Source organism: Bacillus sp. S2(2024) (assembly GCF_050474045.1).
GTDB classification, from domain to species: Bacteria; Bacillota; Bacilli; order Bacillales; family Bacillaceae_G; genus Bacillus_A; species Bacillus_A yunxiaonensis.
In genome coordinates, this window is sequence record NZ_JBFLUS010000003.1 from 4,082,571 (window position 1) to 4,108,331 (window position 25,761).

Annotated in this window: 26 protein-coding genes, 1 tRNA gene and 1 other RNA gene; 7 read left to right on the forward strand and 21 right to left on the reverse strand. The window is 38.3% G+C overall.

Translation table 11 applies throughout. The annotated features are described in order from the left end of the window. Positions 1–213: 213 nt before the first annotated feature. The 3 genes from AB1284_RS20815 to AB1284_RS20825 all read right to left on the reverse strand — a co-directional run bounded on the left by AB1284_RS20815 (position 214) and on the right by AB1284_RS20825 (position 2,876). Positions 214–555, reverse strand: coding sequence for a DUF1048 domain-containing protein (locus AB1284_RS20815; protein ID WP_429753176.1), 342 nt, complete (start codon positions 553–555; stop codon positions 214–216). A 71-nt stretch (positions 556–626) separates the two neighbouring features. Continuing rightward, on the reverse strand, positions 627–947 hold the full coding sequence (locus tag AB1284_RS20820) for a PadR family transcriptional regulator (protein WP_017151750.1): 321 nt from the start codon (positions 945–947) through the stop codon (positions 627–629). An 804-nt stretch (positions 948–1,751) separates the two neighbouring features. Next, positions 1,752–2,876: an RNA-guided endonuclease InsQ/TnpB family protein gene (locus AB1284_RS20825; RefSeq protein ID WP_429753175.1), complete on the reverse strand. Its 1,125-nt coding sequence runs from the start codon at positions 2,874–2,876 to the stop codon at positions 1,752–1,754. A 348-nt stretch (positions 2,877–3,224) separates the two neighbouring features. Here AB1284_RS20825 and AB1284_RS20830 point away from each other — a divergent pair, with 348 nt between their 5' ends. Further along, the gene (locus AB1284_RS20830; RefSeq protein ID WP_429753174.1) at positions 3,225–3,851 is read left to right on the forward strand and encodes a LysE family translocator; all 627 of its coding nucleotides are present in this window, start codon (positions 3,225–3,227) and stop codon (positions 3,849–3,851) included. Between the two features lie 226 nt (positions 3,852–4,077). Here AB1284_RS20830 and ssrA read toward each other — a convergent pair. The 18 genes from ssrA to AB1284_RS20920 form a co-directional block, all read right to left on the reverse strand. Then, positions 4,078–4,439, reverse strand: a transfer-messenger RNA (tmRNA) gene (ssrA, locus tag AB1284_RS20835). Between the two features lie 127 nt (positions 4,440–4,566). After that, positions 4,567–5,034: an SsrA-binding protein SmpB gene (gene smpB, locus AB1284_RS20840; protein ID WP_377880243.1), complete on the reverse strand. Its 468-nt coding sequence runs from the start codon at positions 5,032–5,034 to the stop codon at positions 4,567–4,569. Positions 5,035–5,107: 73 nt separating this feature from the next. Beyond that, the gene (rnr, locus tag AB1284_RS20845; RefSeq protein ID WP_429754407.1) at positions 5,108–7,447 is read right to left on the reverse strand and encodes a ribonuclease R; all 2,340 of its coding nucleotides are present in this window, start codon (positions 7,445–7,447) and stop codon (positions 5,108–5,110) included. 113 nt (positions 7,448–7,560) lie between these two features. Further along, positions 7,561–8,301, reverse strand: coding sequence for an alpha/beta hydrolase (locus AB1284_RS20850; protein ID WP_429753173.1), 741 nt, complete (start codon positions 8,299–8,301; stop codon positions 7,561–7,563). A gap of 145 nt (positions 8,302–8,446) precedes the next feature. After that, on the reverse strand, positions 8,447–8,680 hold the full coding sequence (gene secG / locus AB1284_RS20855; RefSeq protein ID WP_336482343.1) for a preprotein translocase subunit SecG: 234 nt from the start codon (positions 8,678–8,680) through the stop codon (positions 8,447–8,449). Positions 8,681–8,782: 102 nt separating this feature from the next. Then, positions 8,783–9,472, reverse strand: coding sequence for an LrgB family protein (locus AB1284_RS20860; RefSeq protein ID WP_429753172.1), 690 nt, complete (start codon positions 9,470–9,472; stop codon positions 8,783–8,785). After that, a complete protein-coding gene (locus tag AB1284_RS20865) occupies positions 9,469–9,837 on the reverse strand; it encodes a CidA/LrgA family holin-like protein (RefSeq protein WP_429753171.1) in 369 nt (122 codons plus the stop codon). Before AB1284_RS20865 ends, AB1284_RS20860 begins: the two co-directional genes overlap by 4 nt. A gap of 462 nt (positions 9,838–10,299) precedes the next feature. Then, positions 10,300–10,875: a topology modulation protein gene (locus tag AB1284_RS20870; protein WP_429753170.1), complete on the reverse strand. Its 576-nt coding sequence runs from the start codon at positions 10,873–10,875 to the stop codon at positions 10,300–10,302. 195 nt (positions 10,876–11,070) lie between these two features. Next, positions 11,071–12,366, reverse strand: coding sequence for a phosphopyruvate hydratase (gene eno / locus AB1284_RS20875; RefSeq protein WP_429753169.1), 1,296 nt, complete (start codon positions 12,364–12,366; stop codon positions 11,071–11,073). A gap of 27 nt (positions 12,367–12,393) precedes the next feature. Then, complete coding sequence (gene gpmI, locus AB1284_RS20880; RefSeq protein ID WP_429753168.1) at positions 12,394–13,923, reverse strand: 2,3-bisphosphoglycerate-independent phosphoglycerate mutase; 1,530 nt, start codon at positions 13,921–13,923, stop codon at positions 12,394–12,396. After that, positions 13,920–14,675: a triose-phosphate isomerase gene (tpiA, locus tag AB1284_RS20885; protein ID WP_429753167.1), complete on the reverse strand. Its 756-nt coding sequence runs from the start codon at positions 14,673–14,675 to the stop codon at positions 13,920–13,922. Before tpiA ends, gpmI begins: the two co-directional genes overlap by 4 nt. 31 nt (positions 14,676–14,706) lie before the next feature. Further along, positions 14,707–15,891: a phosphoglycerate kinase gene (locus AB1284_RS20890; protein WP_429753166.1), complete on the reverse strand. Its 1,185-nt coding sequence runs from the start codon at positions 15,889–15,891 to the stop codon at positions 14,707–14,709. Between the two features lie 138 nt (positions 15,892–16,029). Next, on the reverse strand, positions 16,030–17,034 hold the full coding sequence (gene gap, locus AB1284_RS20895; RefSeq protein WP_429753165.1) for a type I glyceraldehyde-3-phosphate dehydrogenase: 1,005 nt from the start codon (positions 17,032–17,034) through the stop codon (positions 16,030–16,032). A 34-nt stretch (positions 17,035–17,068) separates the two neighbouring features. After that, positions 17,069–18,091, reverse strand: a complete 1,023-nt coding sequence (locus AB1284_RS20900; protein WP_429754406.1) for a sugar-binding transcriptional regulator — start codon at positions 18,089–18,091, stop codon at positions 17,069–17,071. 133 nt (positions 18,092–18,224) lie between these two features. Further along, complete coding sequence (locus AB1284_RS20905) at positions 18,225–18,473, reverse strand: glutaredoxin family protein (RefSeq protein WP_429753164.1); 249 nt, start codon at positions 18,471–18,473, stop codon at positions 18,225–18,227. 9 nt (positions 18,474–18,482) lie between these two features. Beyond that, positions 18,483–19,778 (reverse strand): RNA polymerase factor sigma-54, encoded by a 1,296-nt coding sequence (gene rpoN / locus AB1284_RS20910; RefSeq protein ID WP_429753163.1) that lies wholly within the window; start codon positions 19,776–19,778, stop codon positions 18,483–18,485. Positions 19,779–20,129: 351 nt separating this feature from the next. Next, positions 20,130–20,205: transfer RNA gene (locus AB1284_RS20915), tRNA-Arg, on the reverse strand. A gap of 258 nt (positions 20,206–20,463) precedes the next feature. Then, positions 20,464–22,377 (reverse strand): amino acid permease, encoded by a 1,914-nt coding sequence (locus tag AB1284_RS20920; protein WP_429753162.1) that lies wholly within the window; start codon positions 22,375–22,377, stop codon positions 20,464–20,466. Between the two features lie 389 nt (positions 22,378–22,766). On the opposite strand from AB1284_RS20920, the gene AB1284_RS20925 reads away from it, so the two are divergent. The 6 genes from AB1284_RS20925 (at position 22,767) to AB1284_RS20950 (ending at position 25,742) form a co-directional block, all read left to right on the forward strand. Further along, a complete protein-coding gene (locus AB1284_RS20925; RefSeq protein ID WP_336482332.1) occupies positions 22,767–22,973 on the forward strand; it encodes a DUF1657 domain-containing protein in 207 nt (68 codons plus the stop codon). A 192-nt stretch (positions 22,974–23,165) separates the two neighbouring features. After that, complete coding sequence (locus AB1284_RS20930; RefSeq protein WP_429753161.1) at positions 23,166–23,648, forward strand: YhcN/YlaJ family sporulation lipoprotein; 483 nt, start codon at positions 23,166–23,168, stop codon at positions 23,646–23,648. 34 nt (positions 23,649–23,682) lie between these two features. Then, positions 23,683–24,159 (forward strand): stage V sporulation protein AC, encoded by a 477-nt coding sequence (spoVAC, locus tag AB1284_RS20935; RefSeq protein WP_429753160.1) that lies wholly within the window; start codon positions 23,683–23,685, stop codon positions 24,157–24,159. Continuing rightward, the gene (gene spoVAD, locus AB1284_RS20940) at positions 24,160–25,173 is read left to right on the forward strand and encodes a stage V sporulation protein AD (RefSeq protein WP_429753159.1); all 1,014 of its coding nucleotides are present in this window, start codon (positions 24,160–24,162) and stop codon (positions 25,171–25,173) included. It begins immediately after the preceding gene. Next, positions 25,174–25,524, forward strand: a complete 351-nt coding sequence (gene spoVAE, locus AB1284_RS20945) for a stage V sporulation protein AE (protein ID WP_429753158.1) — start codon at positions 25,174–25,176, stop codon at positions 25,522–25,524. A gap of 11 nt (positions 25,525–25,535) precedes the next feature. Further along, entirely contained in the window at positions 25,536–25,742 is a 207-nt protein-coding gene (locus tag AB1284_RS20950; RefSeq protein ID WP_429753157.1) for a DUF1657 domain-containing protein, read from the forward strand. Positions 25,743–25,761 lie beyond the last annotated feature (19 nt).

Genomic DNA, 25,761 nt, shown 5'->3' on the forward strand with positions numbered 1-25,761 from the left:
CTGGACAATGCTTTCGCTGAATTTTGAGGTGGAAGTATTACTGCCCGTTAATGCGGGATAAAAAGCGCTTTGCGGAGCTAGATTACCTATACTCCGCTATTTAGTCTGACTGATAATCTGTATTACTTAGTACTGGGTTAAAAATATAACTGAATAGCGATGGCAGCAATTCACATTTGTAACCAGCTAATCAGTCGGTACTATTTATTAAATTTATTCTTTTCTCAATCGCTTCATGATACTCTGATTCAAATCTTCACGATACTTGGCGACATAGGTTCTAGCATTTGCCACTAGTTCATCAGCAAAGGACGCCACGTCTTCCCCGGTGATTTCCAGCACTTGTCTACCTTCCGCCGCACCGGCTTCGAACAAATCGATTAATTCATACTGTATGTGCAGCATATCCATCCCGTTGCCCGCTGAGAAATTCCACATGTAGTTTTGAATTTTCTTAAATACAAACTGGTAGTCCTCTGGCAGAGCTCCAACCCGCGCCATCATCATTTTGTACTCTTTTTTATCACCAATCATTTTTTTGAACATTTCCATCATGTTATTTTTCCTCCTTTTTTATAAAACTGAATAAGACACTCCAAAAATATTAGACAGAATATCTTATGAAGCTAGATTGACTTTAAGACGTTGATTTTTGATGATACAAAATCCCATTTTTTCCAAAACAATTCAAGTTCCTGGCGGCCAGCCTCATTAAGTGAGTAAAACTTGCGGGGCGGCCCCATATCTGACGGTTTCTTTTCTATATTCACAAGTTTTTTCTTTTCTAATCTCACGAGGATGGTATAGACCGTTCCTTCCACGACTTCGGTAAACCCAAGCTCGTTCAGATGGCGGGTAATCTCGTAGCCATAGGTTTCATGGCGGCTGATGATTTCCAGCACACAACCTTCCAGCGAACCCTTCAGCATTTCAGTTAAATTTTCCATGTTTAGATCCTCCTCTACCTCCTCTATTCTGTCTGACTTATATTCAGTATTACAGAGTACTAAGGCAAATTTTTTACTTAATAGCTTTTGGGAAATTAAGCTATTAAGTATTACTTATTACATGTATATTGTATCACTGAGTAGAAGGTGTCAACTATTTTTATAACTTTTTTTGCAACCTCACTATTCAGTGCGACTTATTACAGGTATATCGTATCACGCAGTAGATGAACTGTCAACTGGATTTTCTAACTATTTTTAAAACCATCTATCCCCATTGGATACAGTCAATTTTCTTTATGGAGCTTTTACTTCCTCCTATGCTTCTTTCACAATGATTACACCCTTATTATTCCCATCCGGCAGCTGTTCATGTAAATATGGCAATTCTATTCCTCCATTATTTTTCGATTATCTTATTCACTACTTGCTCATTAACTTTTTTAAGTAAAAAGCCGCCTTCTACTTCAATGAATTCACCGAATAGATCTAGAAATTTGTTGTTCATTAGTATAGGCCTCTTATGTCTTTACTGGATTTATTATAAATTAAAAGCTTATCTCTGCGATTATTATTCCATTAAAACGCTCATTTGCAGAAGAACGGTATACAAGTGAAGTCCCCCTACAATTCAATTACTGCACCGTGAATAACCCCTCCTTATCCACCTTCCGGTCTGATTGAAGAAGGGGCTTCCTGTTTCATAGACCGTTGCATAATGGGGGGTCCCACTGCGTCCTACACAGTCTCCACAGGCGTAGTTTATACTGTTCGGACATAACCTTGCCCTACAGTTTGTAGACTTTAGTTTGTGATAAGCAATTCTTCTAATCCTTTTTGTAAGATGTTCCGGCTCGCGTTATAGTCTCTATCCAATACCGTTCCACACTTTGTACAAATGTGAGTACGAATAGAGAGAGACTTCTTCACACGATTCCCACAAAAAGAACAGTCTTGTGAAGTATACTTTGGTTCTACTTTGATAAGTACACCGCCATGATTTTCGCATTTGTAAGCAAGCATGTTTCGAAACATTCCCCACCCTGCATCAGAAATAGACTTCGATAATTTTCTGTTTCTAACCATGTTTCGAATGCTCAAATTTTCTACAACGATAACGGAATACTCTTTTGCTATATTGTAACTGAGTTTATGAAGAAAATCTCTGCGCTGGTTTGCTACTTTTTCATGTAGCTTGCGAACACGCTCGACTTGTTTTATGAAGTTAGCAGAACCTTTTTTCTTCTTAGAAAGTTTTCGTTGTGCTTTCTTTAGTTGTTTTTCTTTTTCATGGAGAAATCTAGGGTTTTCAAACTCTAAACCATTAGAAAGAACGGCATACTTATATAATCCCACGTCAATTCCTATCGCACGATTGGTATCGATATCAGATGGTACCACTTGTCTTTCGACACAGAAAATAGCGTACCATCTTTTCCCTTGACGTTTTAGGATCAGTTGCTTGATTGTTCCTTCGAGTGGTCTATGAAGCAGGATATCTATTTCTCCCAATTTTTTATTGTATAACTTACTGTTATCAGAAAAAGACATGGCATAGCGATGCTTTCCATTTCGTTTGAACCCAAATTGCGGAAACGTCATACTATTGTAGTCTTTATACTTTTTCTGTTTTGGATATTTTGCATCTTTACGAAAAAAATGATCAAATGCTTTTTTCAGACGTGCAAAAACTTCTTGCAAAGGCTGAGAAGGCATTTCTTTTAGAAAAGGGTACGTATTCTTGCCCAATGTAAGTTGTCTTTGCATATCATAACGATCGTAATTTTCTTTGTTTTGCTTATATTTTCGTTCTTTGTCTAGTAAGGCAGAATTGTAGGTTTGACGACAATATTGTAGCCAGCGGTCTAACACTTCTTTTTGTGCTTCTGTTGGAAAGATTTCATATTTTTGATTCAACAATATTGTCATCACCTCCCATTCGTTTTGTCCTTGTGTTTCGGTATTGTTTTAGAATTTCTAATGGTGTACCGCCTACAGTCAGCAAACAATAACTTTGAGATCAAAAGTATTCTTTACTATCATTTCTGTTTCATTTGAGGAAATTCCTTTTTCATTCCTTTGGCTTACGCCAACCAAAATTCATCCCCTCCCTACTCATTGGGCTTCACCCTTCTCATTCCTTGAGGAAGGGGAATTCTTTTGGAAGCATGTTAAAAATTTATGATACTATCCTCATCATGTCTTTTATATTTAATGTTTTAAGGAAAAAAGCTATACTATAAGCAAAACTAAAAATTGGAAAGGAAATACTAAAACATGGAAAATTATTTATTATTTATCCTTACAGCACTCCTAATCATAATAATGCCTGGTCCCGGTTTTGCTTTAGTTACAAAAAACACTATCTCTCATGGTAGAAATGGTGGGATAAAGACCGTCTTAGGAACGGTATCTGGAATGATGATTCATACAATAATGGCTACACTAGGACTCTCTGCTATCTTAATGAAATTTGCTATGCTATTTACATTAATAAAATATGCTGGGGCTTTTTATTTAATTTATTTAGCTGTAAAGTCACTTAAAAGTTCTTTTTCCAAAAAAGAACATATGTCAGGTTCAGTGGAAATGAACCCTAAGGATATTGGAACGGTTAAAAATTTTAGACAAGGATTTACCACAGCAATCTTAAACCCAAAAACTGCTGTATTTTTCCTTAGTTTTCTACCCCAATTTATTGTGAGCAATCAAAATCATCTCTTCCAATTTCTTTTGTTAGGACTCACATTTACGACTTTGACAGCAATATGGTATTTACTGTATATCTCACTAATACGTCAATTAAGAACTTTTTTCAGAAAAGAAAAAGTGAACCGTACAATAGAGGGTATTACTGGCACAATATTATTAGTATTTGGAGTTAAGTTACTTTTCCAAAAATAAATATGTATATGAAAAGAGAAATAATCAATGGTGGTTATTTCTCTTATTCACTTATTCTAAAATTTTTGGTACTAATGTTGAACAAATCCTTCTTAGATTTAATTCAGAAACATCAAAATTACCAGAAGCATAAGCTTGCCGCAAACAAAAAGAACCATAAGCTTGCCGTTTCGGCAAACTTATGGTTCAAATCATATACAAAATAAAAAAACCACCAAATATGTATTGGTGGAGACGGTGGGAGTCGAACCCACGTCCAAAAGTATCGGCACTTAAGCTTCTACGAGTGTAGTCGACATATTAGCATTTCGCAAATTCTTCGGCCTATCGACAGGCTTCCGAATTGCTAGTCTGGTTGTTCTCTTCCTTTGTCCTCAGACGGTGAACTCCGGCGTAGCCCACTTAGAGTGAGTCCGCTACCCTACCACATGGGCAATGGAGGGGCGAACCGCTAAAAGCTGTTATTAAGCAGCTAAAGCGAAGTTGTTTTGTTGTTTGCCAGTTATAGGCTTTGACGTTTTAACGAGGCCGATCCCCTCGACTCGCAACCTAAGCTCGAACTACCCCTGTCGAATCCGTAACGTCCCCATATAAGAAATGGAGCATACGAAGTATATTCGTGATAGCTGCTATTGAGCTGTTTTTCAATGTTCAACTGGCCTTACATTTGTTATTATAGCATACGTTCGACATTTTGCAATTGTAAATTTCTGTATTATGCTTTTTGACGATCACGGAATGCACGTGCAATTTCGCGTTTTGCTTCTTTCTCTTTTAAATCATGGCGCTTATCATATTGCTTTTTCCCTTTACCTAAACCTAGTTCCATTTTGGCAAATCCATTTTTCAAATAAATTTTAAGCGGCACAAGCGTATACCCTGTTTCTTTCGTGTACCCAATAAGCTTTAAAATTTCTCTTCTATGAAGAAGTAACTTTCTTGTACGAAGCGGATCATGATTAAAACGATTCCCTTGTTCATATGGACTAATATGCATATTATGTACCCATACTTCACCATTTTGTACACGTGCAAAGGCATCTTTTAAGTTTACACGGCCTGCACGAATCGCCTTAATTTCCGTTCCTTGAAGGACAAGACCTGCTTCGTATGTTTCTTCAATAAAATAATCATGATATGCTTTTTTATTTTGTGCGATGACTTTTCCTTGACCTTTTGGCATCTCGATTGACGCCTCCCTTCATTTTTATCATTGTAGCAAAATATGAAGAAAGAAGCCATATATGGCTTCTTTCTTACTTACGTTTTTTCTTTTTCTTCTTAAAGTTCGGTGCATTTTCAAAGAATGGCTTTTTCTTTTTGGCACCATTTCGTTTGCCATTCCCATTTCGGTTTGATTCTTTGCCTTGGCCGCCGCGATTGTTTTCACGGTCGCTACGTTTTCTTCTACTTCCTTTTGGCTGCTCAATTACAACAGGACGATCTTTTCGTTGTCGTTTCACATTGCCTTTCATGCCGACAATTTCAAAGTCAATTGCACGCTCATCTTTGTTTACATTCACAACGCGAATCGTAATTTCATCACCAATACGGAAGACGTTTCCTGTACGTTCGCCAATCATCGCAAAATGATGTTCATCATAACGATAATAATCATCTGTTAAATAGCTGACATGAACAAGACCTTCAATTGTATTTGGAAGCTCTACGAACAAACCGAAGTTTGTTACAGAACTAATGATTCCATCGTATTCTTCACCAATTTTATCAAGCATGTACTCTGCTTTTTTCAGTTCATCCGTTTCACGCTCTGCTTCAACAGCACGGCGCTCCATGTTGGAAGAATGCTCGGCAATATCAGGTAAGTTTTCACGCCACTTCGCCTGTGTTTCACTATCGACTTTTCCGTTAATGAGATACGTGCGAATCAATCTGTGCACAATTAAATCTGGATAACGGCGAATCGGTGATGTGAAATGTGTATAAAACTCTGTGGATAAACCAAAATGACCGATACTCTCTGCATCATAACGAGCTTGCTTCATGGAACGAAGCATAACTGTCGAAATAACAACTTCTTCAGGCTGACCTTGTACCATTTCAAGAATTTGTTGGAGCGCACGCGGATGTACTTCGTTCCCGCGACCCTTTACCGCATAACCAAAGTTTGTAATAAATTCAAAGAAACGCTCTAATTTATCTTCTTTTGGATCTTCGTGAACACGGTACATAAACGGTACGTTCATCCAGTGAAAATGCTCAGCGACTGTTTCGTTTGCTACAAGCATAAATTCCTCGATTAACTTCTCAGCTACAGAACGATCACGTAAAATTACATCAGTCGGTTTTCCTTCTTCATCCACTAGTACTTTTGCTTCTTTGAAGTCAAAATCAATTGCCCCGCGGCGCATACGCTTTTCACGTAAAATGGCAGCCAATTTCCCCATCTCTTGGAACATTGGTATTAACGGTTCATAACGAGCCATTAATTCTTCATCTTCATCGTCTAGAATCTGCTTCACATCTGAGTACGTCATGCGTTCCGTTGTTTTAATAACGCTTTGGAAAATCTCATGACTCACTACTTCCCCTTGATCATTAATTTCCATTTCACAAGATAATGTTAAACGATCTACCTTTGGATTTAATGAACAAATTCCGTTAGACAAACGATGCGGAATCATTGGAATAACACGGTCTACAAGATAAATACTCGTTCCTCGTTCAGCTGCTTCACGGTCAATTGCAGATCCTTCCGTAACATAATGGCTTACATCCGCAATATGTACACCAAGCTTGTAATTACCATTCTCAAGTTTCGTTACTGTAACCGCATCATCTAAGTCTTTCGCATCCGCGCCATCAATTGTAACAATTGTTTGGTCTCGCAAATCACGACGACCTTGTAAATCGTTCTCATCAATTGTTTCTGGTACACTGTTCGCATGCTCCATTGCATCTGCTGGAAACGCAAGCGGTAAGTTATGCTTATGAATCACTGATAAAATATCAACGCCTGGATCATTTTTATGACCAAGAATTTGAATAACTTCTCCTTCTGCACTTAAACGATCTTGTGGGTAGCTTGTAATTTTAACAACGACTTTATGTCCTTCTACTGCACCCATAGAAGCACTTTTTGGAACAAAAATATCGCTCGCCCATCGCTTATTGTCAGGGATAACAAACCCAAAATTTTTCGATTCTGTATATGTACCAACTAATTCTTTTGTTCCGCGTTCAATAATTCGAACAATTGTCCCTTCCTTGCGTGAACCGCTTGATTCCGAACTAATACGTGCTAATACTGTATCACCGTGTAGTGCACCCTTTAATTCTGTTGGCGGAATAAAAATATCATCTAACCCTTTTTCTTCAGGTACGACAAACGCAAACCCGCGAGCATGTCCAATTAGTTTACCGCGTACTAAGTTCATCTTTTCTGGAAGACCGTAGCGGTTACTTCTTGTACGAACAACAAGCCCTTTTTCCTCCATAATGACAAGTGCTTTCACAAACTCTTTAAAGTCAGCCGCATCTTCAATACCAAACGCTTCTTCTAACTCTTGCACAGTAAGTGGCTTATATGCTTCTTCTTTCATAAACGATAACAATTTATCGATGTTTTCTTGCATGATTTCTTCCAAGTACAAAAACCTCCTTATAAATCCTCGTATTTTATAGTCTATCCGAAAATATAGTCATGTATAAATGATGTTTGCTTATGTAAAAAAGAGGCAACTAGATCTTACCAATCTAGTTGCTCCAAGAAGTTATATACATCTTCGTGCAGCTCATCACGCTGTTTATCCAGCGTAATTACATGCGTGGAATCCTCGTACCATTTGATGTCTTTTAAATTTGACTCTACACCGTTATAAATAATGTTTGCGCTGTCTGTATTAATCATTTCATCATGGCGTGCTTGAACGACAAACGTCGGTGCATAAATCATGTCAATGTTATTGCGTACATCACGAATTAAATCTTGCAGTGCTTTTAATGTATTCATCGGTGTTTGCTTAAACTCAAACATCTCTGCTTCAATTTGCTCTGGTGATTTACGCTCACGTTTTTTATATTCACGTGCGTATGCCAGTATACCTTGATACATGATTTCTTCACTCTTAATGTACATCGGTGCACACATTGGTACAACTCCGATAATTGGCATTGTATAAGCAAGTTTTAACGAAAAAACGCCGCCAAGCGATAAACCAACAGCTGCAATCTTTTCATATCCTTTATCTTTTAAATGTTGGTATGCTGCCATAACATCTTTCCACCAGTCTTCTGGACCTGTGTGCACAAGCTGCTCCGGTGGTACACCATGACCTTTATAAATCGGCGCATGACATGTATAGCCTTTTGTCTCTAAATAACGTCCGAGCATACGAACGTCTGCAGAGTTCCCTGTAAATCCATGTAATAGTAAAACTGCACGTTCTCCCGCCTCAAATGTAAACGGTTTTGGGGATGCTAGCTTCATTTCACGTTCTCCTTCTCTTCCTATAATGTAATCTTCATGTATGATCTATTTATAGTGTATCATAGTTTCTTTTCCATAATCTAATCAGAAACTTTTTCGATAAAAAATAAAAAAGATTCAACCCAAGAAGGCGAATCTTTTCTATTTATACTTGTAAATACGTAACGGCAAATGTTAATACGAAGAATAATACAGCAAGAACAACTGTAATACGGTTTAATACAGCTTCGATTCCGCGCGCTTTTTGCTTACCGAATAATTGCTCCGCTCCGCCGGAAATTGCACCGGATAAACCAGCACTCTTACTAGATTGCATTAATACAAGTACAATCAATAACAGTGATACAATAATAAGTAAAACTGATAAAAACGTATGCACTTTACATGCCTCCTAAAGTTTCAATTACTTTAAATGTATCATAAAATAATTGGAAAAGCGAGAGCGTCTCATGGGCTCTCACTCACCGAATACTTCACCAGATTAAATAAAAAACGCCGCAAACAACGGACCAAGTAAACATGTTAAGATTGCTGTTAATGTCATTGTTACTGACCCAATTACACCTTCATGCTCATTATTTTTCATCGCACGCATAACGCCCATAATATGGGATGCACAGCCAAATCCAATTCCTTTTCCAACAGAATTTGTCACTCTGCTCCATTTTAATAAAAGTGGACCAGTAATGGTTCCAGATACTCCTGCAACTACTACGAAAGCTGCTGTTAAAGATGGGACACCGCCAACTTCTTCTGACACACTCATGGCCACCGGCATCGTTACTGACTTCGGTAAGGAAGATAAAATCAAGCTTTTATCCGTTCCCATAATTGTTGCAATTATCATATCACTTGCAATTGCAACGATTGTTCCCACTAATACACCGCCAGCAATTGGTACAACATACTTCTTCAAAACACTGCGTTGTTGATATAGAGGAATTGCAAATGCTACCACACCTGGACCAAGCAATTTCGAAATCCAGCCCCCGCCGCTTTGCATGTATTGTTGATAGGGTATATGGAATACAACTAACAACAAGATCATTAAAGCTGTTGCAACAAGCATAGGAACTGTAAACGGTGTTGGAATCCATTGATAAATCTTCTTTGACAGTTGATACAGTAAAGCTGTTACAATAATCCAACCAATTCCGATTACTATACTCATTGTGTCTCCTTTTCCTTTCTATTCGCAAGATATTGTCCTGTATGTCCTGCTACAACAATAATTAAAAACGTACTCGCGACAACAGTAATGCACAGCGAAATACCTTTATTCATAAAAAAAGAACCATAATTCATTAAACCAATGGTCGGAGGTATTAATAAAAATGGCATAAGAGCCATTAATGTTTCTGTTCCTAATTCAAACCATTTTACTGGAAGGACTTTTAAACCGAGCAATATGAGCAACAAGAACATCCCTATTAAACTTCCTGGAATCGGGATATGCAGCGCTCCTTGAATCCACGTGCCAATCATATTGAAGACGTAAAGTGCTGCTATTTGGACAATAATTTTTGTAAATTTCATCTGTCTATCATCCTTCATTATACGATTCTTTATCCCGCTACTTTTCAGCAATAAGACCCCCACCTCAAGATCCAGAAAAAGCGAAGAAGATAGGTGGGGGATGAAGAAAACTTCCACTGATGGAAGCTTTACTTTATATTTTCTATATTTATCATAGTATAAATTGTAAAAACCCGCAATTTCCCGAATTGACCAGGAAAATTGACTAAGGTATGCGCTTACATTGGCATTTTTACTGTATTTGTAAACAGAATCAGAGGTGGAATAAAGTTATCGCAGTATAAAGTTTATATTTTCAGACTTTTTATTGAGAATTTAACGCGGGAAATCGATTTAGTTATAAGATCATATATACATTAAAAACCTGTCTATAAACTGGATCATGCCCTTTTATATTTTTTCCATTTTTCTTGTTTTGTTAATACAAAAAAAATTGCCTTATAAAGCAATTGTACTCGTTTTTTAAAAAGGATTATTTTTATTTAAATTACTAAAGTCAACACGTGCAATTTCTTCCTGCTTTTTTATATTTTCTAAATAGGAGTTAATCTCTTGTTTACTCTTCAACGTAATAATAACCTTTTTAGAGCCTAACGATTGAAAGAACTGTAATCGTTCAGCCATTTTTCTCTTACGAGGATAGTAAGTTGTGTATATGAACTTAATGAAATCCCAATCGATTTTTTCCTTACATCCTGCGCCCATATCAGGCCTTGTTTTTCCAATGTTCGTTAACCAGCGCTTTATAACACGGTACAGGCATATATAGAGTGGAAGCTCTAAATAAATAATTGTATCAGCATGTTCTGCACGAATCTCAAAAGTATTGCTGTAATTTCCTTCTATAATCCATTGATGTTGATTTACAATATCCTGCTGTGCTGTTGAAAACTCTTCTATTGAAGCCTCTACCCAACCAGGCTTCCAATAGAAAGCATCTAAATGATAAACAGGTATATATAAGATTTCCGCTAAATTTCGTGCAAATGTTGATTTCCCTACACCTGCCGAAATTCCAATCACCATAATGCGATTCACCGCACATCAACTCCTTTTCCCCTTCTTTTTCCATTATAGGTTGGCTTTTAGATACTGAAAAGGAATTTTCCCCCATTTAAAATGAAACATAGTGTATGAGTCAAAAAACATATAAAAAACCTCCTATAAAAATAGGAGGTTAAAAAGCAATATCGATTGTACGACTAAGTTCAAATACTTACTACCTTACAGAAATTACTTCTTTAAGTTGTAGAAAGATTTTAAACCATCGTAAACAGCGATTTCACCTAGTTCGTCTTCGATGCGTAATAATTGGTTGTATTTCGCAATACGGTCAGTACGGCTCATAGAACCAGTTTTGATTTGGCCAGCGTTAGTTGCAACTGCGATGTCAGCGATTGTAGCATCTTCAGTTTCACCAGAACGGTGAGATACAACTGCTGTATAACCAGCACGTTTAGCCATTTCGATTGCTTCGAAAGTTTCAGTTAAAGTACCGATTTGGTTAACTTTAATTAGGATAGAGTTAGCGATACCTTTTTCGATACCTTCAGCAAGTTTTTGCGTGTTCGTTACGAATAAGTCGTCACCAACTAATTGAACTTTGCCGCCAAGACGTTCAGTTAATAACTTGTGGCCGTCCCAGTCGTTTTCATCTAAACCATCTTCAATAGAGATGATTGGGAAGTCTTTGCAAAGCTCTTCATAGAAATCAACCATTTCTGCAGAAGTTAAGCCAGTGCGGCCTTCGCCTGCAAGGTCGTATTTACCAGTTTCTTTGTTGTAGAACTCAGAAGAAGCAACGTCCATTCCTAGGAATACGTTTTCGCCAGCTTTGTAACCAGCTTTTTCGATTGCCTCGATGATTACTTCTAATGCTTCACGGTTAGAACCAAGGTTTGGAGCGAATCCACCTTCGTCACCTACTGCTGTGTTAAGACCTTTGTCATGTAATACAGCTTTTAATGCATGGAATACTTCAGCACCCATACGGATTGCTTCTTTGAATGTTGGAGCACCAACTGGTAAGATCATGAACTCTTGGAAGTCTACGTTGTTGTCAGCGTGAGAACCACCGTTGATGATGTTCATCATTGGAGTTGGTAATTGTTTTGCATTGAATCCGCCAAGGTAACGGTATAATGGAAGACCTACATAGTCAGCTGCTGCATGAGCTACTGCCATAGATACACCAAGGATAGCGTTAGCGCCTAATTTACCTTTGTTTGGAGTGCCGTCTAATTCGATCATAGCACGGTCAATTCCAGCTTGGTCAGTTACGTCGAAACCAATGATTTCTGGAGCGATAACTTCGTTTACGTTATTTACTGCGTTAAGAACACCTTTACCAAGGTAACGAGATTTGTCACCGTCACGTAATTCTACTGCTTCGTATTCACCAGTAGATGCACCACTTGGTACTAATGCGCGTCCGAATGCGCCGCTTTCTGTGTATACTTCTACTTCTACAGTTGGGTTACCACGAGAGTCTAAAACTTCACGAGCATAAATATCTAAAATTGCTGGCATATTATTTCTCTCCTTTTATATAAGTAATTATTTAATAATTGTTTTACCTGTCATTTCTTTTGGTTGTTCAACACCAAGAAGTGTAAGCATTGTTGGTGCGATATCTCCCAAAACACCGCCTTCACGAAGCTCAATACCTTCTTTTGTAACGATGAAAGGAACCGGGTTCGTTGTATGAGCTGTCATTGGCTGACCTTCTGGAGTTAACTCCTCATCAGCATTACCATGGTCAGCAGTAATAAGTGCTACACCATCTTTTGCAAGAATTGCTTCTACAACTTTTCCTAAACATTCGTCAGTTGCTTCTACTGCTTTAATTGTTGGTTCCATCATCCCAGAATGGCCAACCATATCACAGTTTGCAAAGTTTAGAATGATAACATCATGTTTGTCATTCTCAATTTCATTTACAAGAGCATCTGTTACTTCATAAATGCTCATTTCTGGTTTCAAGTCATATGTTGCGACTTTTGGTGAGTTAATTAAGATACGCTCTTCCCCTGGGAATTCAGCCTCACGACCACCGCTAAAGAAGAATGTAACGTGCGGATACTTTTCGGTTTCCGCAATGCGAAGTTGTTTTAATCCCGCTTGTGAAACAACTTCACCTAACGTATTGTCCAAGTTCATTGGCTTGAATGCTACATAACCTTTTACTGTTTCACTAAAGTGTGTCATACAAACGAATTCTGGAATGTGAGGTACTTTTTCACCACGATCGAACTCACGGAAGTCTTCGTCTGTAAATACACGAGCGATCTGAATTGCACGGTCTGGACGGAAGTTGTAGAAGATGATTGCATCATCATCATTGATTGTTGCAACTGGCGTTTCATCTTCATTTACCATTACAGACGGCAATACGAATTCATCGTAGATACCATTTGCGTATGAGTCATCCACACACTCATATGCTGTTTTGTAAGTAGGGCCTTCGCCGTTCACCATGGCACGGTAACATTTTTCAACGCGATCCCAACGCTTGTCACGGTCCATGGAGTAGTAACGACCGGAGATTGTCGCGAACTGTCCTACTCCTGTTTCTTTCATCACTTCATTTGTTGCATCGATATAACCTTTTGCTGTTTGCGGACCAACATCGCGGCCATCTAAGAATGCATGGATGTATACTTTCTCCACGCCTTCTTTTGCAGCTAAGCGAAGAAGAGCAAACATATGGTCAATGTGACTATGCACACCACCATCAGAAAGTAAGCCGAATAAATGAAGGGCTGTACCTTTTTCTTTCACGTGTTTCATTGCACTTTGGAATGTTTCATTCTGATTGAACTCACCTTCACGAATTGCAACGTTAACACGCGTTAAGCTTTGGTATACAACGCGGCCAGCACCAATATTTAAGTGACCTACCTCAGAGTTACCCATTTGACCCTCTGGAAGACCTACCGCCTCACCGCACGCTGTTAGTGTTGTGTGAGGAAACTTGTTCCAGTAGCCGTCGAAATTAGGTTTCTTAGCTTGTGCTACAGCATTCCCGTAAGTTTCTTCACGTAGTCCAAAACCATCAAGAATGATTAAAGCTGTTGGCTTTCTCATTTTACCGCCTCCAAAAGACCTAAGAAGGACGCAGGCTCTAAGCTTGCACCGCCAACTAAAGCACCATCGATATCAGATTGTGCCATATATTCTTTAATGTTTTCAGGTTTTACGCTGCCGCCGTATTGAATACGAACTGCTTCTGCAGCTGCCGGAGAAACAGCTTCAGCAACAACTTTACGGATGTGCGCACATACTTCGTTTGCATCTTGTGCAGAAGAAGATTTACCTGTACCGATTGCCCAAATTGGCTCATATGCGATAACAGTTACTTTTACTTGCTCTTCTGTTAAGCCTACAAGTGCTTTTTTCACTTGATCCCCTACAAGATCAAATGTTTTGCCGCTTTCGCGCTCTTCTAACGTTTCACCACAGCAAACGATTGGTGTTAAACCATGCTCAAATGCTGCTAACGTCTTTTTGTTTACTGTTTCGTCTGTTTCAGCAAACATTTCACGGCGCTCAGAGTGACCTAAAATTACATAGCTTACTTTTAAGTCGCTAAGTGCTACTGGGCTAATCTCACCAGTAAACGCACCGTTTTTCTCGAAGTGCATGTTTTGTGCACCTACTTGTAAGTCAGTTCCCTCTGCCTTCGCTACAAGACGCTCTAAGAAAAGAGCTGGAGAGCAAACAACTGCATCAACAGCCGCCCTAGCCGGGATTTGACCTTTTACTTCCTCTACGAAGCTAACTGCTTCAGATAGAGTTTTATTCATTTTCCAGTTACCTGCGATAATTGGTTTACGCATGCTTTGCACCGTCCTTTTTCTTGGCTGCTAATTATTTGTCGTTAAGACAAACTACACCAGGAAGTTCTTTACCTTCCATGAATTCTAATGACGCACCGCCGCCAGTAGAAATGTGGCTCATTTTATCAGCCATACCGAATTTTTCAACAGCTGCTGCAGAGTCACCACCGCCGATAACAGAGTATGTACCTTCTGCCTCTGCTAATGCTTGTCCTACTGCTTTTGTACCTTCTGCAAATGGAGCCATTTCGAATACGCCCATTGGTCCGTTCCATACAACAAGCTTAGAGTTTTTAATTACATCTGCATAAATTGCACTTGTTTTTGGTCCAATATCCAAGCCTTCCCAATCAGCAGGAATAGAATCGATATCTACAACTTGTCGGTTTGCAGTTTCAGAGAAGTCATCTGCAACGACGCAATCAACTGGCATGTAGAAGTTTACACCTTTTTCTTTTGCTAGTTGCATAAACTCTTTTGCTAGTTCAATTTTGTCATCTTCACATAGAGACTTTCCAATTTCATGACCTGATGCTTTTACAAATGTATAAGCAAGTCCGCCGCCAATGATTAAGTTATCAACTTTATCAAGTAGATGACGTATTACACCGATTTTATCTTTTACTTTCGCACCACCGATGATTGCTGTAAATGGACGATCTGGATTAGAAAGTGCTTTACCTAGTACTTCTAATTCTTTTTCCATTAAGAAACCTGATACTGCTGGTAAGTAATCTGCAATACCTGCAGTAGAAGCATGAGCACGGTGAGCTGCACCGAATGCATCGTTTACGAAGATATCAGCAAGAGCTGCAAATTCTTTCGCAAGTTCAGCATCGTTCTTTTCTTCGCCCGCATAGAAACGCACGTTTTCAAGAACTAATACGTCGCCTTCGTTCATTGCTGCAACCATTTCTTGTACAGCAGGTCCGAATGCTTCGTCCGCTTTTTTCACGTCTTTACCAAGAAGCTCGCCTAAACGTACTGCTACTGGAGTTAGACGCATTTCTTCTACCACTTGTCCTTTTGGACGACCTAAATGGCTTGCTAAAATCACTTTCGCACCTTGCTCTACTAAATATTGAATTGTAGGAAGAGCTGCACGAATACGAGTCTCGTCTGTAATTTTGCCTTCTTTCATAGGTACATTGAAATCAACACGGCAAAATACTCGTTTCCCCTTTAAATCTACGTCACGAATTGATTTTTTGTTCATTGGATTTCCCTCCGACTAGTTAGGATTGACAAAACCCATTCAAAAGCTTATCACATTTGCTTATAAAACGAAAGAAGAGAGAGGGAATAAACCCTCTCCCTCGTTTTGTCATTAATTACGCATAAACAAACTTATGAATTAAAGACCTTTAGAAGCGATATAGTCTACTAAGTCAACTACGCGGTTAGAGTAACCAGTTTCGTTATCGTACCAAGAAAGTACTTTAACCATGTTACCTTCCATAGTCATTGTAGATAATGCATCAATTGTAGAAGAGTTTGTGCATCCGTTATAGTCGATAGATACTAATGGCTCTTCGCTGTATCCAAGGATACCTTTTAATTCGCCTTCAGCAGCTGCTTTGAATGCTGCGTTTACTTCTTCAACTGTTACTTCTTTCTCAAGTTCAACAACTAAGTCAACAAGAGATACGTTAGCAGTTGGAACACGAACTGCACCACCGTTTAATTTACCTTTAAGTTCTGGTAATACTAATGCTACTGCTTTAGCTGCACCAGTTGTAGTTGGGATCATGCTCATTGCTGCTGCACGTGCACGACGTAAATCTTTGTGTGGTAAGTCTAAGATTTGTTGGTCGTTAGTGTAAGAGTGGATTGTAGTCATCATACCGCGTTTCACGCCGAATTTTTCGTTTAATACTTTAGCAAATGGAGCTAAGCAGTTTGTAGTACAAGAAGCGTTAGAGATTACGTTATGATTAGCTGCATCGTATTGTTCGTGGTTAACACCCATAACAATTGTAATATCTTCGTCAGAAGCTGGTGCAGAGATGATAACTTTTTTAACTGTTCCACCTAAGTGTTTTTCAGCATCTGCTTTTTTAGTGAAGCGTCCCGTAGATTCAACTACTACTTCTACGCCGTAGTCGCTCCATGGTAATTGAGCTGGGTCACGCTCAGCGATAACTTTGATTTCTTTACCGTTAACAACGATGCTGTCGCCGTTAGCAGATACTTCTGCATTTACTGCTCCATGAACAGAGTCATATTTTAAAAGATGTGCTAATGTTTTAGCATCTGTTAAGTCGTTGATTGCTACTACTTCCACGTTAGGGTTGTTAAGAGCTGCGCGGAATACTACACGTCCGATACGGCCAAATCCATTAATACCAATTTTAGTCATTTGAATTTCCTCCTTGGGGGATGTATATTAAGGGTTATTTACCCTCTACTAACTGTTTTGCTGCACCTTCATCTGTGATGAGTAATGAAGTGTGTCCTTGTTTAATTACCGCTTGAATTGCTTTTGCTTTTGATGAACCTCCAGCAACTGCAACGACATGAGATACATGTTGTAAATCTTCAAGTTGCATGCCGACCGTTTGTACTTTATGAACGACTTCACCTTGCTCGTTAAAGTAATACCCAAACGCTTCACCGACTGCCTGCATTTCTTTAATTTTCATCCAATCTGCTTCTAAAGTACTTCGTCTACGCGCCATCGTTAAGGCATCACCGATTCCGTGAATGACAATATTGGAAGATCGAATCAACTCAAGAATTTCTTTCACAGAAGGTTCCGTTATAATGGATGCGTATGCTTCGCTGCTCACATGATCGGGAACATACAATAAACGATAGTTGCTCATCGTATTTTGTGCCATTTTCGCACAGATTGTGTTCGCTTCTAGCTCAACACTCTCTCCTATTCCACCGCGTGCTGGGACAAATAATGTATGTAAATCCCTGCAATCCAATTGCATCATATCAGCTACGGCAGCTATTGTTGTTCCTCCGGTCACAGCAACGATATTATTCGCTGTCAGACGATCTTTTATACAAGCAACACAAGCGCGGCCCATCTCGAGCTTAACCCAAGGTGATTCATCACTATCACCAGGGACAACGAAAACTTCATCCAAGTCTAATGTTTCCTTAAGCTGTTTTTCCAAAACCTTTAAACCTGAAATTTCTTTCATAAAGTCTTCCAAAGCAAGAACAACAGCTGTTCCTTCTTCTGTTAATGTCATTCCAGAAGAGGCGACGTGAACCAAGTTCTCTTCTTTCAAAACCTGTACTTCACTTCGTAATACTCGTTCTGTCATACCAAGACTTGCAGATAAGTTTCTTCTGCCAATAGGTTGTGTTAACCGAATGTACTGAAGAATTTGCATTCTTTTTTGCATAACAGGTAGCAGATCAGGTAATAATTTTTTCGTATACTGAATCCATGAGCGCATCATATTGTATCTCCTCACCACATTGGTTCATCCCCTATATGGTCATTATATGTCCCGTAGTGACAATTTGTGTCCCACATAGAGTAAAAAAATAATCCCTGCTACGGTTATTATTGTAACAGGAGATCCAAAGTTATTCAACTCTTATTGCACGAATTATGCTGTTTATTATGACATCTTTGTGAATGATTCCATATTCTACCTCTTCCCCTTTAATTTCAACGACAGGAATCATAAGATGATATTTTTCTAACAGCTGTTCATCCTCATAAATATTTATTTCCTTTAGATCAAATCCATATTCAGTTTTCAGCTCTTGCAGAAGCTTTTTCGCCTTCTGACAAAGACCACATTCTTCTTTTGTATATAGAATAACCTCCATATTCATCACCTATACAATCGTTTTTCGCAGTGAAGACGCCGGAATGTTTAACTGCTCTCGATATTTCGCTACCGTTCTGCGCGAAACAACAATTTCATGTTCTTCCTCTAACATTTTTGAAATCTTTTGATCTGAAAGTGGTTTTTTCTTATCTTCTTTTCCCACAAACTCTTGAATAAGCTGCTTCACTCTCTTTGTCGAAATTGCTTCATCTTCTGTTGTCGCTACTGCATTACTAAAGAATGATTTCATCTCAAGTAAACCATATGGTGTTTGCACATATTTATTACGCGTTGCACGGCTGATTGTTGACTCATGGACACCTAATATCTCAGCCACCTCTTTTAATGCAAGCGGCTTTAAATATTGAGGACCATTCATAAAAAAGTCGCGCTGCTTTTCAATAATCACTTCCATTACTTTCAGAAGCGTTTGTTTTCTTTGTTTTAAACTGCGCATAATCCATTGTACATGCTGATATTTTTCAGATACATAAGAAGCGACGTCTCTTTCACTATTATGAAGGAGCTCACTATATTCTGTATGAATTTCAATCCTCGGCATATTACGTTCATTCATTTGAATTATCAAACGATTATCTTCTTTTTTCACCGCCATATCAGGCACGATGTACATCGGTTTTTCCGAAGAAAAAGCCAAACCTGGTTTCGGCTGCAGTGATGTAATCACATGAACAGCTTCTTGCAATTCTTCTGTACTACATTTTAGAACATTTACTAACTTGCGCCAATCTTTCTTTACAAAATATGCAAAATGTTCATCCACAATCATTTCTGCTAATGCGTTCTTCTTTTGTAAGCGCTTTAATTGGATTGATAGACACTCCTGAATATTTCTTGCCGCTACCCCTGCTGGCTCTAACGATTGAACGAGCTCCATACATCTATTAACTTCTTCTACACATACCGATAATAACGCTGCTAATTCCTCATTTGTTTCTTGTAAATATCCGTTCTCATCCACATTTAAAATAATGAATGAGGCAATTTTTCTTTGTTCTTCATCTATTTTATAATACTGCAATTGACTAACTAAATGCTGTTGAATCGTCGTTGAATCTACACTATAAATTTCCATTTGATTCTCTGTTTGTTTACTTGTTGTTGTACTCTTTTTCTTCTCCCTGTCAAATCCACTCAACTCGATAAGGGGATTCTCCAACGATTGCTCATACAAAAACTCCGTTAATTCCTGCACATTGTACTGGAGCATTGTAATCGCTTGTCTTAACTCTTGCGTCATTGCCAAACGTAAACTTTGTTCTTGTAAAAGACCTGCTTTCAACCTAATCTCCCCCTCACTTCTATTGTACAATAAGTTTCTCAAAAGGAGAATCCTTACAAAATACCAACATCCATATATTATTACTTCATATGTATTAATTAAGTTTATATATTACAACCAAAAAATAGGTAATACCGAAAGAAAATACCTAAATTTTTAAAATACTCATACACTTTATACCACATACTAATGGTAACTCCTATTTCAAGAAATAACAATTAAAAAGAGTAATTTAAGTATAATGAAGTTTCGTTATACTTAAATTACTCTTTTTCCCCTGTATATTCTAATAATTTTATAAACAAACTAATAAAAAACCCTAACTTCAAAATTGAAGTTAGGGTTTTTTTACGCGCCCAGAGGGATTCGAACCCCCGGCAGACGTGGTACCGGAAACCACCGCTCTATCCAGCTGAGCTATGGGCGCATGAAATATATAATAGTATCATGTACTTACAACCGCAAGAGACACTTTCACACTGCTTTGCGTAATGTTTATTATACGATATCTTCGTTTTGGAAGCAATTACTTCTTATGTTGCAGTTTACAAAGCCACTCTTACATCCTACACTTCTCTTCCTTCAACCTTATCCGTTCATACAATAAAGAAACGCCCGCGTCAATTGAAGACGCAGGCCTATAACTCAAATTATCAGTAGTAAATTCATAAATAACCGAAATAAATTATTTATGCAAATGATATGGAACCGTTGTAATCACGATATCTTTATGACGAATAAACCACATTCGTAAAAGAAGTGCACTTTGGTTATGTAATACATGATGCCACCATTTGTGCGGAATAAACTGAGGGATAACAATATGGATATGCCCCCCATTTTCTTGCTTCGCCTCTATTGTTTTAATAAGACGATTCAATGGTTCAAGAAGAGAACGATATTTACTGCGAAGAACTACTAGTCGACAAGGATTTCCCCAGTCTTCCCACTTCTTCTCCATTTTATCTATAGATTGCTCATCGAAACCAACGTATACAGCAATCGGATCAACATCTAAGCTTTTCGCAAAGGAAATCGTATTGTTCACAACACGATGAACGCCTGAAACTAAAACAAGAGTAACAACATTGCTTGCTTCTGGACGTATGCTCTGCATATCAATGCGCAGTTCTTTCGCAACATCTTCATAATGCTTGTGAATAGCCATTGAGATAAAAATAATAATAGGCAATACAACTAATACAACCCAAGCGCCGCCTGTAAACTTTGTAACAGCGAAAATAACAGCGACTATTGATGTAATAACCGCACCAACTGTATTAATCGTAAGCTTAACTTTCCAATTCGGCCCTTTAATTCGTTTCCAGCGGCGCATCAAACCAATTTGCGCTACTGTAAATGAAAGGAAAACACCGATCGCATACAATGGAATTAAAGCATTCGTATGCGCATGAAACGAGATAATCAAAATACATGCCAATGATGCTAATACAATAATTCCATTTGAATACCCTAAACGGTCTCCGCGGTTTGTCAAACTTCGGGGCAAAAATCCATCTGCTGCTACAATTGCAGCAAGCTGAGAAAATCCTGTAAATGTAGAATTCGCCGCTAAAATCAAAACAATAAACGTAAACCATATAATGAGTTGATATAAAATTCCGTGTCCAAAATACATGCCAGTCAACTGAGACAACATCGTGTTATGCGGATCTGGCGTAATCCCTTTCACGTATAAATGATACGAAAATCCTAACAATGTCACAGCTGTGATACTACCTAAAGCAATATAAGTTTTAATTGCGTTTTTTTGCTGTGGTTCTCTAAAAATAGGAACTGCATTTGAAATTGTCTCAATTCCTGTAAGCGCCGAACAAGCTGAGCTGAACGCTTTCAAAATCAATAATGTTGTTAATCCCTCTGGAACCGTTCCAAGGGGTGGTGTAGTTGATTGTACAAATCCGTGACGAAACTCATCAAAAAAGCCGGTAAAAATTAAAATTAACATACAAATCATAAAACCAAACGTCGGCCAAGCAAAAACTCGAGCTGATTCTGCTACTCCTCGCAAGTTCACAAGTACTAAGAGAACAACACACAAAATGGCCAAAATCGTTTCATAAGGTGCAACAACAGGGTAAGCAGATGAAACAGCTTCTATAGCTGCAGATACAGATACAGCCACGGTCAACACATAGTCAACGAGCAACGAACTAGAAGCAACGAGAGAAACCCATCGCGGCTTAAAGTTATCTTTTGCAATGGCATACGCTCCCCCGCCGTTCGGATATGCCAAAATCCCCATAATATACGATACAATCAAAATCGTCAAAAGAACGATAGTAGAAATGGTAATGGGTAAAATCAACCATTTCGCATCAGGACCAAGCCCTACAAGCTCTGTTATCCCTGATTCAGGTCCATATGCAACGGATGAATACAAATCTGCTGAAAGGATAGGCAGTGCAATCAACCAAAATAACTTGTTATGGTGCGCATGAAGCTCCGATGTTCGCATAGGGCGACCAATTAAAAACCGCTTCACACTACTGAAGTTACTTGCAGAAAACCAAATTGCAACCAATGCTAGTATGATTAATACTGCTTCCAACCATCTAACTAAAGTATGATGATCCATAACTTTTTCTCCTTTTAATTGCTATTTTTTTATTCTCCTTATTTTAATTGATACATAATATTTTGAACAACAAAATATAAACTATGTAGTTTTCGAAAATATTCACAATAAAAAATCTGCAATCTATATTTAGAAATTTATTATATATAATACGAAAAACCCGCTAGCTTCATGCTAACGGGCTGCATAATGGTGGATAGAAGAACTAAATTCTTCTATTCCTTATTATTTAATATCTCCTCCATTATTATCCATGTTAGCTTTCTTGTATTTTTTAAAATTAAAAATGATACGCCTTCAAATAAACCTAAAATTGGTAATTATATTTCAGTGCCTATTCACAAACTCTAATGATTGAAATCAAATTCAACCAGAGGAGGAATTACGTTATGACTGTAATTACAAAACTTAAACAAACTGTTTCAGGATTAAAAAGTGCACAAGCAAGCTTAGAAGGATTTGCTCTTGATACTGATAACCAACAAGCAAAGCAATTATTCCAAAGTGCAGCTCAACAAACACAATCAATTATTGAGTCTTTATCTCCGCGTGTTCAAGAAGTTGAACAAGAAGAGCCTCAATATACACAGCAATAACAACATAAGAAAAATTGGTCATCCACAAGCCAGTATACCAACAAAACAGAATGATACTTATCAATGTATGCCTACACACATAGGCTAGCTCATTATTATATGTATACTTTCTGATTAGCTGAAAAAAGGGTGATACAATATCATCCTTTTTTCAAATCCAATTACATAAAGCAATAGAAATGGAATGATACCATGCGAAAATTCGGAACAATCTCCTTGTTATTCCTTCTCTTATTCGGTTTCCTATGCGGATGTCACAGTCCATTAGATAAACAAGTAAAGCAAGAATCAACACAAAAAAGAAATAAAACAGATGCGAAACTAACAAAGGTAAACATAGAATCCATTGATCAATCGGCAGCGAATGAAGCGAAAAATAAGATTCTTGCTATGGATGAAATACTTGAAGTAAAAGCTGTTAATTTCAATAACGAACTTTATGTAGCTGTTAAACCAAAGCATCGTGAACGCTTTCAGCTAAAGAAACTACGAAAAGAAATAAAACAAACATTAAAAAAGATGTATCCTAATGTAAAAATTTATGTAAGTACGGATAAAAAAATTTTTACGTTACTCGATAAGTTAGATACCAAGATTAAAAATAAAGAATTAGATAAGGAGGAAGTAAAAAAACAACTAAAAATAGTGAAAAAAGAAATGCATTCCGATACGTAATGATACTTTTCAAAACAGAAAAGGAAGGATTCATATGTCAAAGAGAAATAAAGATTTAACACCAGCACAGCAAGAGTATAAACAATTTGAAAAGCAGCGTGAACCGAAACGGCCTGTTCTGAAAAATTGTATAAAAGCTTTTTTTGTCGGCGGGTTTATTTGCTTAATCGGTCAACTTATTTCTACGTTTTATATTACGTATTTCGATTTCACTGAAAGGTCAGCAGGTAATCCGACTGTAGCTACAATGATTTTTATTTCCATGCTCCTAACAGGCTTTGGTGTGTACGATCGACTAGCTCAATTTGCCGGGGCTGGTACAGCTGTTCCTGTTACCGGCTTTGGAAATTCAGTCATCGCAGCTTGTATTGAACACCGTACAGAAGGCTTTGTTCTTGGGGTAGGCGGGAATATGTTTAAGTTAGCAGGATCCGTTATTTTATTTGGTGTATTTTCCGCTTTTGTCATCGCACTTATTAAAACCATTTTAGTTCAATGGGGAGGGTTTTAAATGTTACAAGGTCACCGAACATGGGTATTTGAAAATAAGCCGGTAATTATATCAACTGGTGTCATCGGCGGACCATTCGAAGCAAACGGAAACATCCCTGAAGATTTCGATACATTGCATGATAATTTATGGTTAGGACAAGACTCCTATGAAAAAGCACATCGAATTTTATTCGAAGAAGCTTGCAGCAGGGCAACAGAAAAAGCAAAACTGCGTAAAGAAGATATTCAATTTATTCTAGCAGGAGATCTTATCAATCAAATCACTCCCTCAAGTTTTGCTTCCCGAACACTCGGCGCTCCTTATCTTGGATTGTTTGGAGCTTGTTCTACTTCAATGGAAGGCCTAGCTTTAGGGGCAAGTATTGTAAATGGAAAAGGAGCAAAATACTTATTAACAGGAGCTTCTAGCCATAATACCGCTGTTGAAAAGCAATTCCGATATCCAACTGAATACGGAGGACAAAAGCCCCCTACCGCTCAGTGGACAGTAACTGGAGCAGGGGCTGCTTTATTAAGTGATCAAGGAGACGGACCTTACGTTACATCAGCAACAATTGGACGAGTTATTGATATGGGTTTATCAGATCCATTTAATATGGGAGGTGCCATGGCGCCCGCTGCTGTCGATACAATAGAAGCACATTTAAGAGAACGACAAATTGATGCATCCTACTATGACTTAATTGTAACAGGTGATCTCGGTCATGTAGGACGCGAAATTGCTTTTGATTTACTGCGTAAGCAAGGAACATCTGTAACAAGCGAACAGTTTCAAGATTGCGGATTACTCATTTATAGGGACGATCAACCGATTTTAGCAGGAGCGAGCGGTCCAGGCTGTTCAGCCACTGTCGTGTATGGGCATTTATTAAATCGCATGAAGAAAGGGGAATTCAGCAAAATGCTCGTAGTCGCTACCGGCGCTTTACTTTCCCCATTAACTTTCCAGCAGCAAGAAACAATTCCATGCATCGCCCATGCAGTATCCATTGAAGTTGGAGGTGTACAATAAATGATCTTTTTTTGGGCTTTCGTAATTGGCGGCGCCATTTGTGTGATTGGTCAAATTATGTTTGATGTCTTTAAACTTACCCCCGCTCATACAATGTCAACGCTTGTTGTCATTGGTGCCATATTAGACGGACTCAATTTGTATGAGCCATTAATTGATTTTGCCGGGGCCGGTGCAACAGTTCCTATTACAAGCTTCGGTAACGCCCTTGTTCACGGTGCGCTGGCAGAAGCGGATAAGCATGGCATCATTGGAGTTATAACAGGAATGTTTGCAGTAACAAGCGCCGGTGTATCTGCCGCGATTATCTTCGGTTTTATCGGAGCTTTATTATTTAAACCAAAAGGATAAGAGGTGTTCCTATGACCGTTGTCGCTAGTGTAAAAACATGCCTTGCCAGCTTAAAAGGCGCACAGGCAAATTTAAGTACACTTTCACAAAACGCTGCTGACGAAGAAGCAAAACGCGTTTTTCATGAATGCATGATAGAAATGGATAGTGTCATCGCTGATTTACAAAGACGAGTTTCAGCATTGGAACTAGAAGAACCACAATATAAAGGATTTTAAGAAGACTGGAGGGACTTTA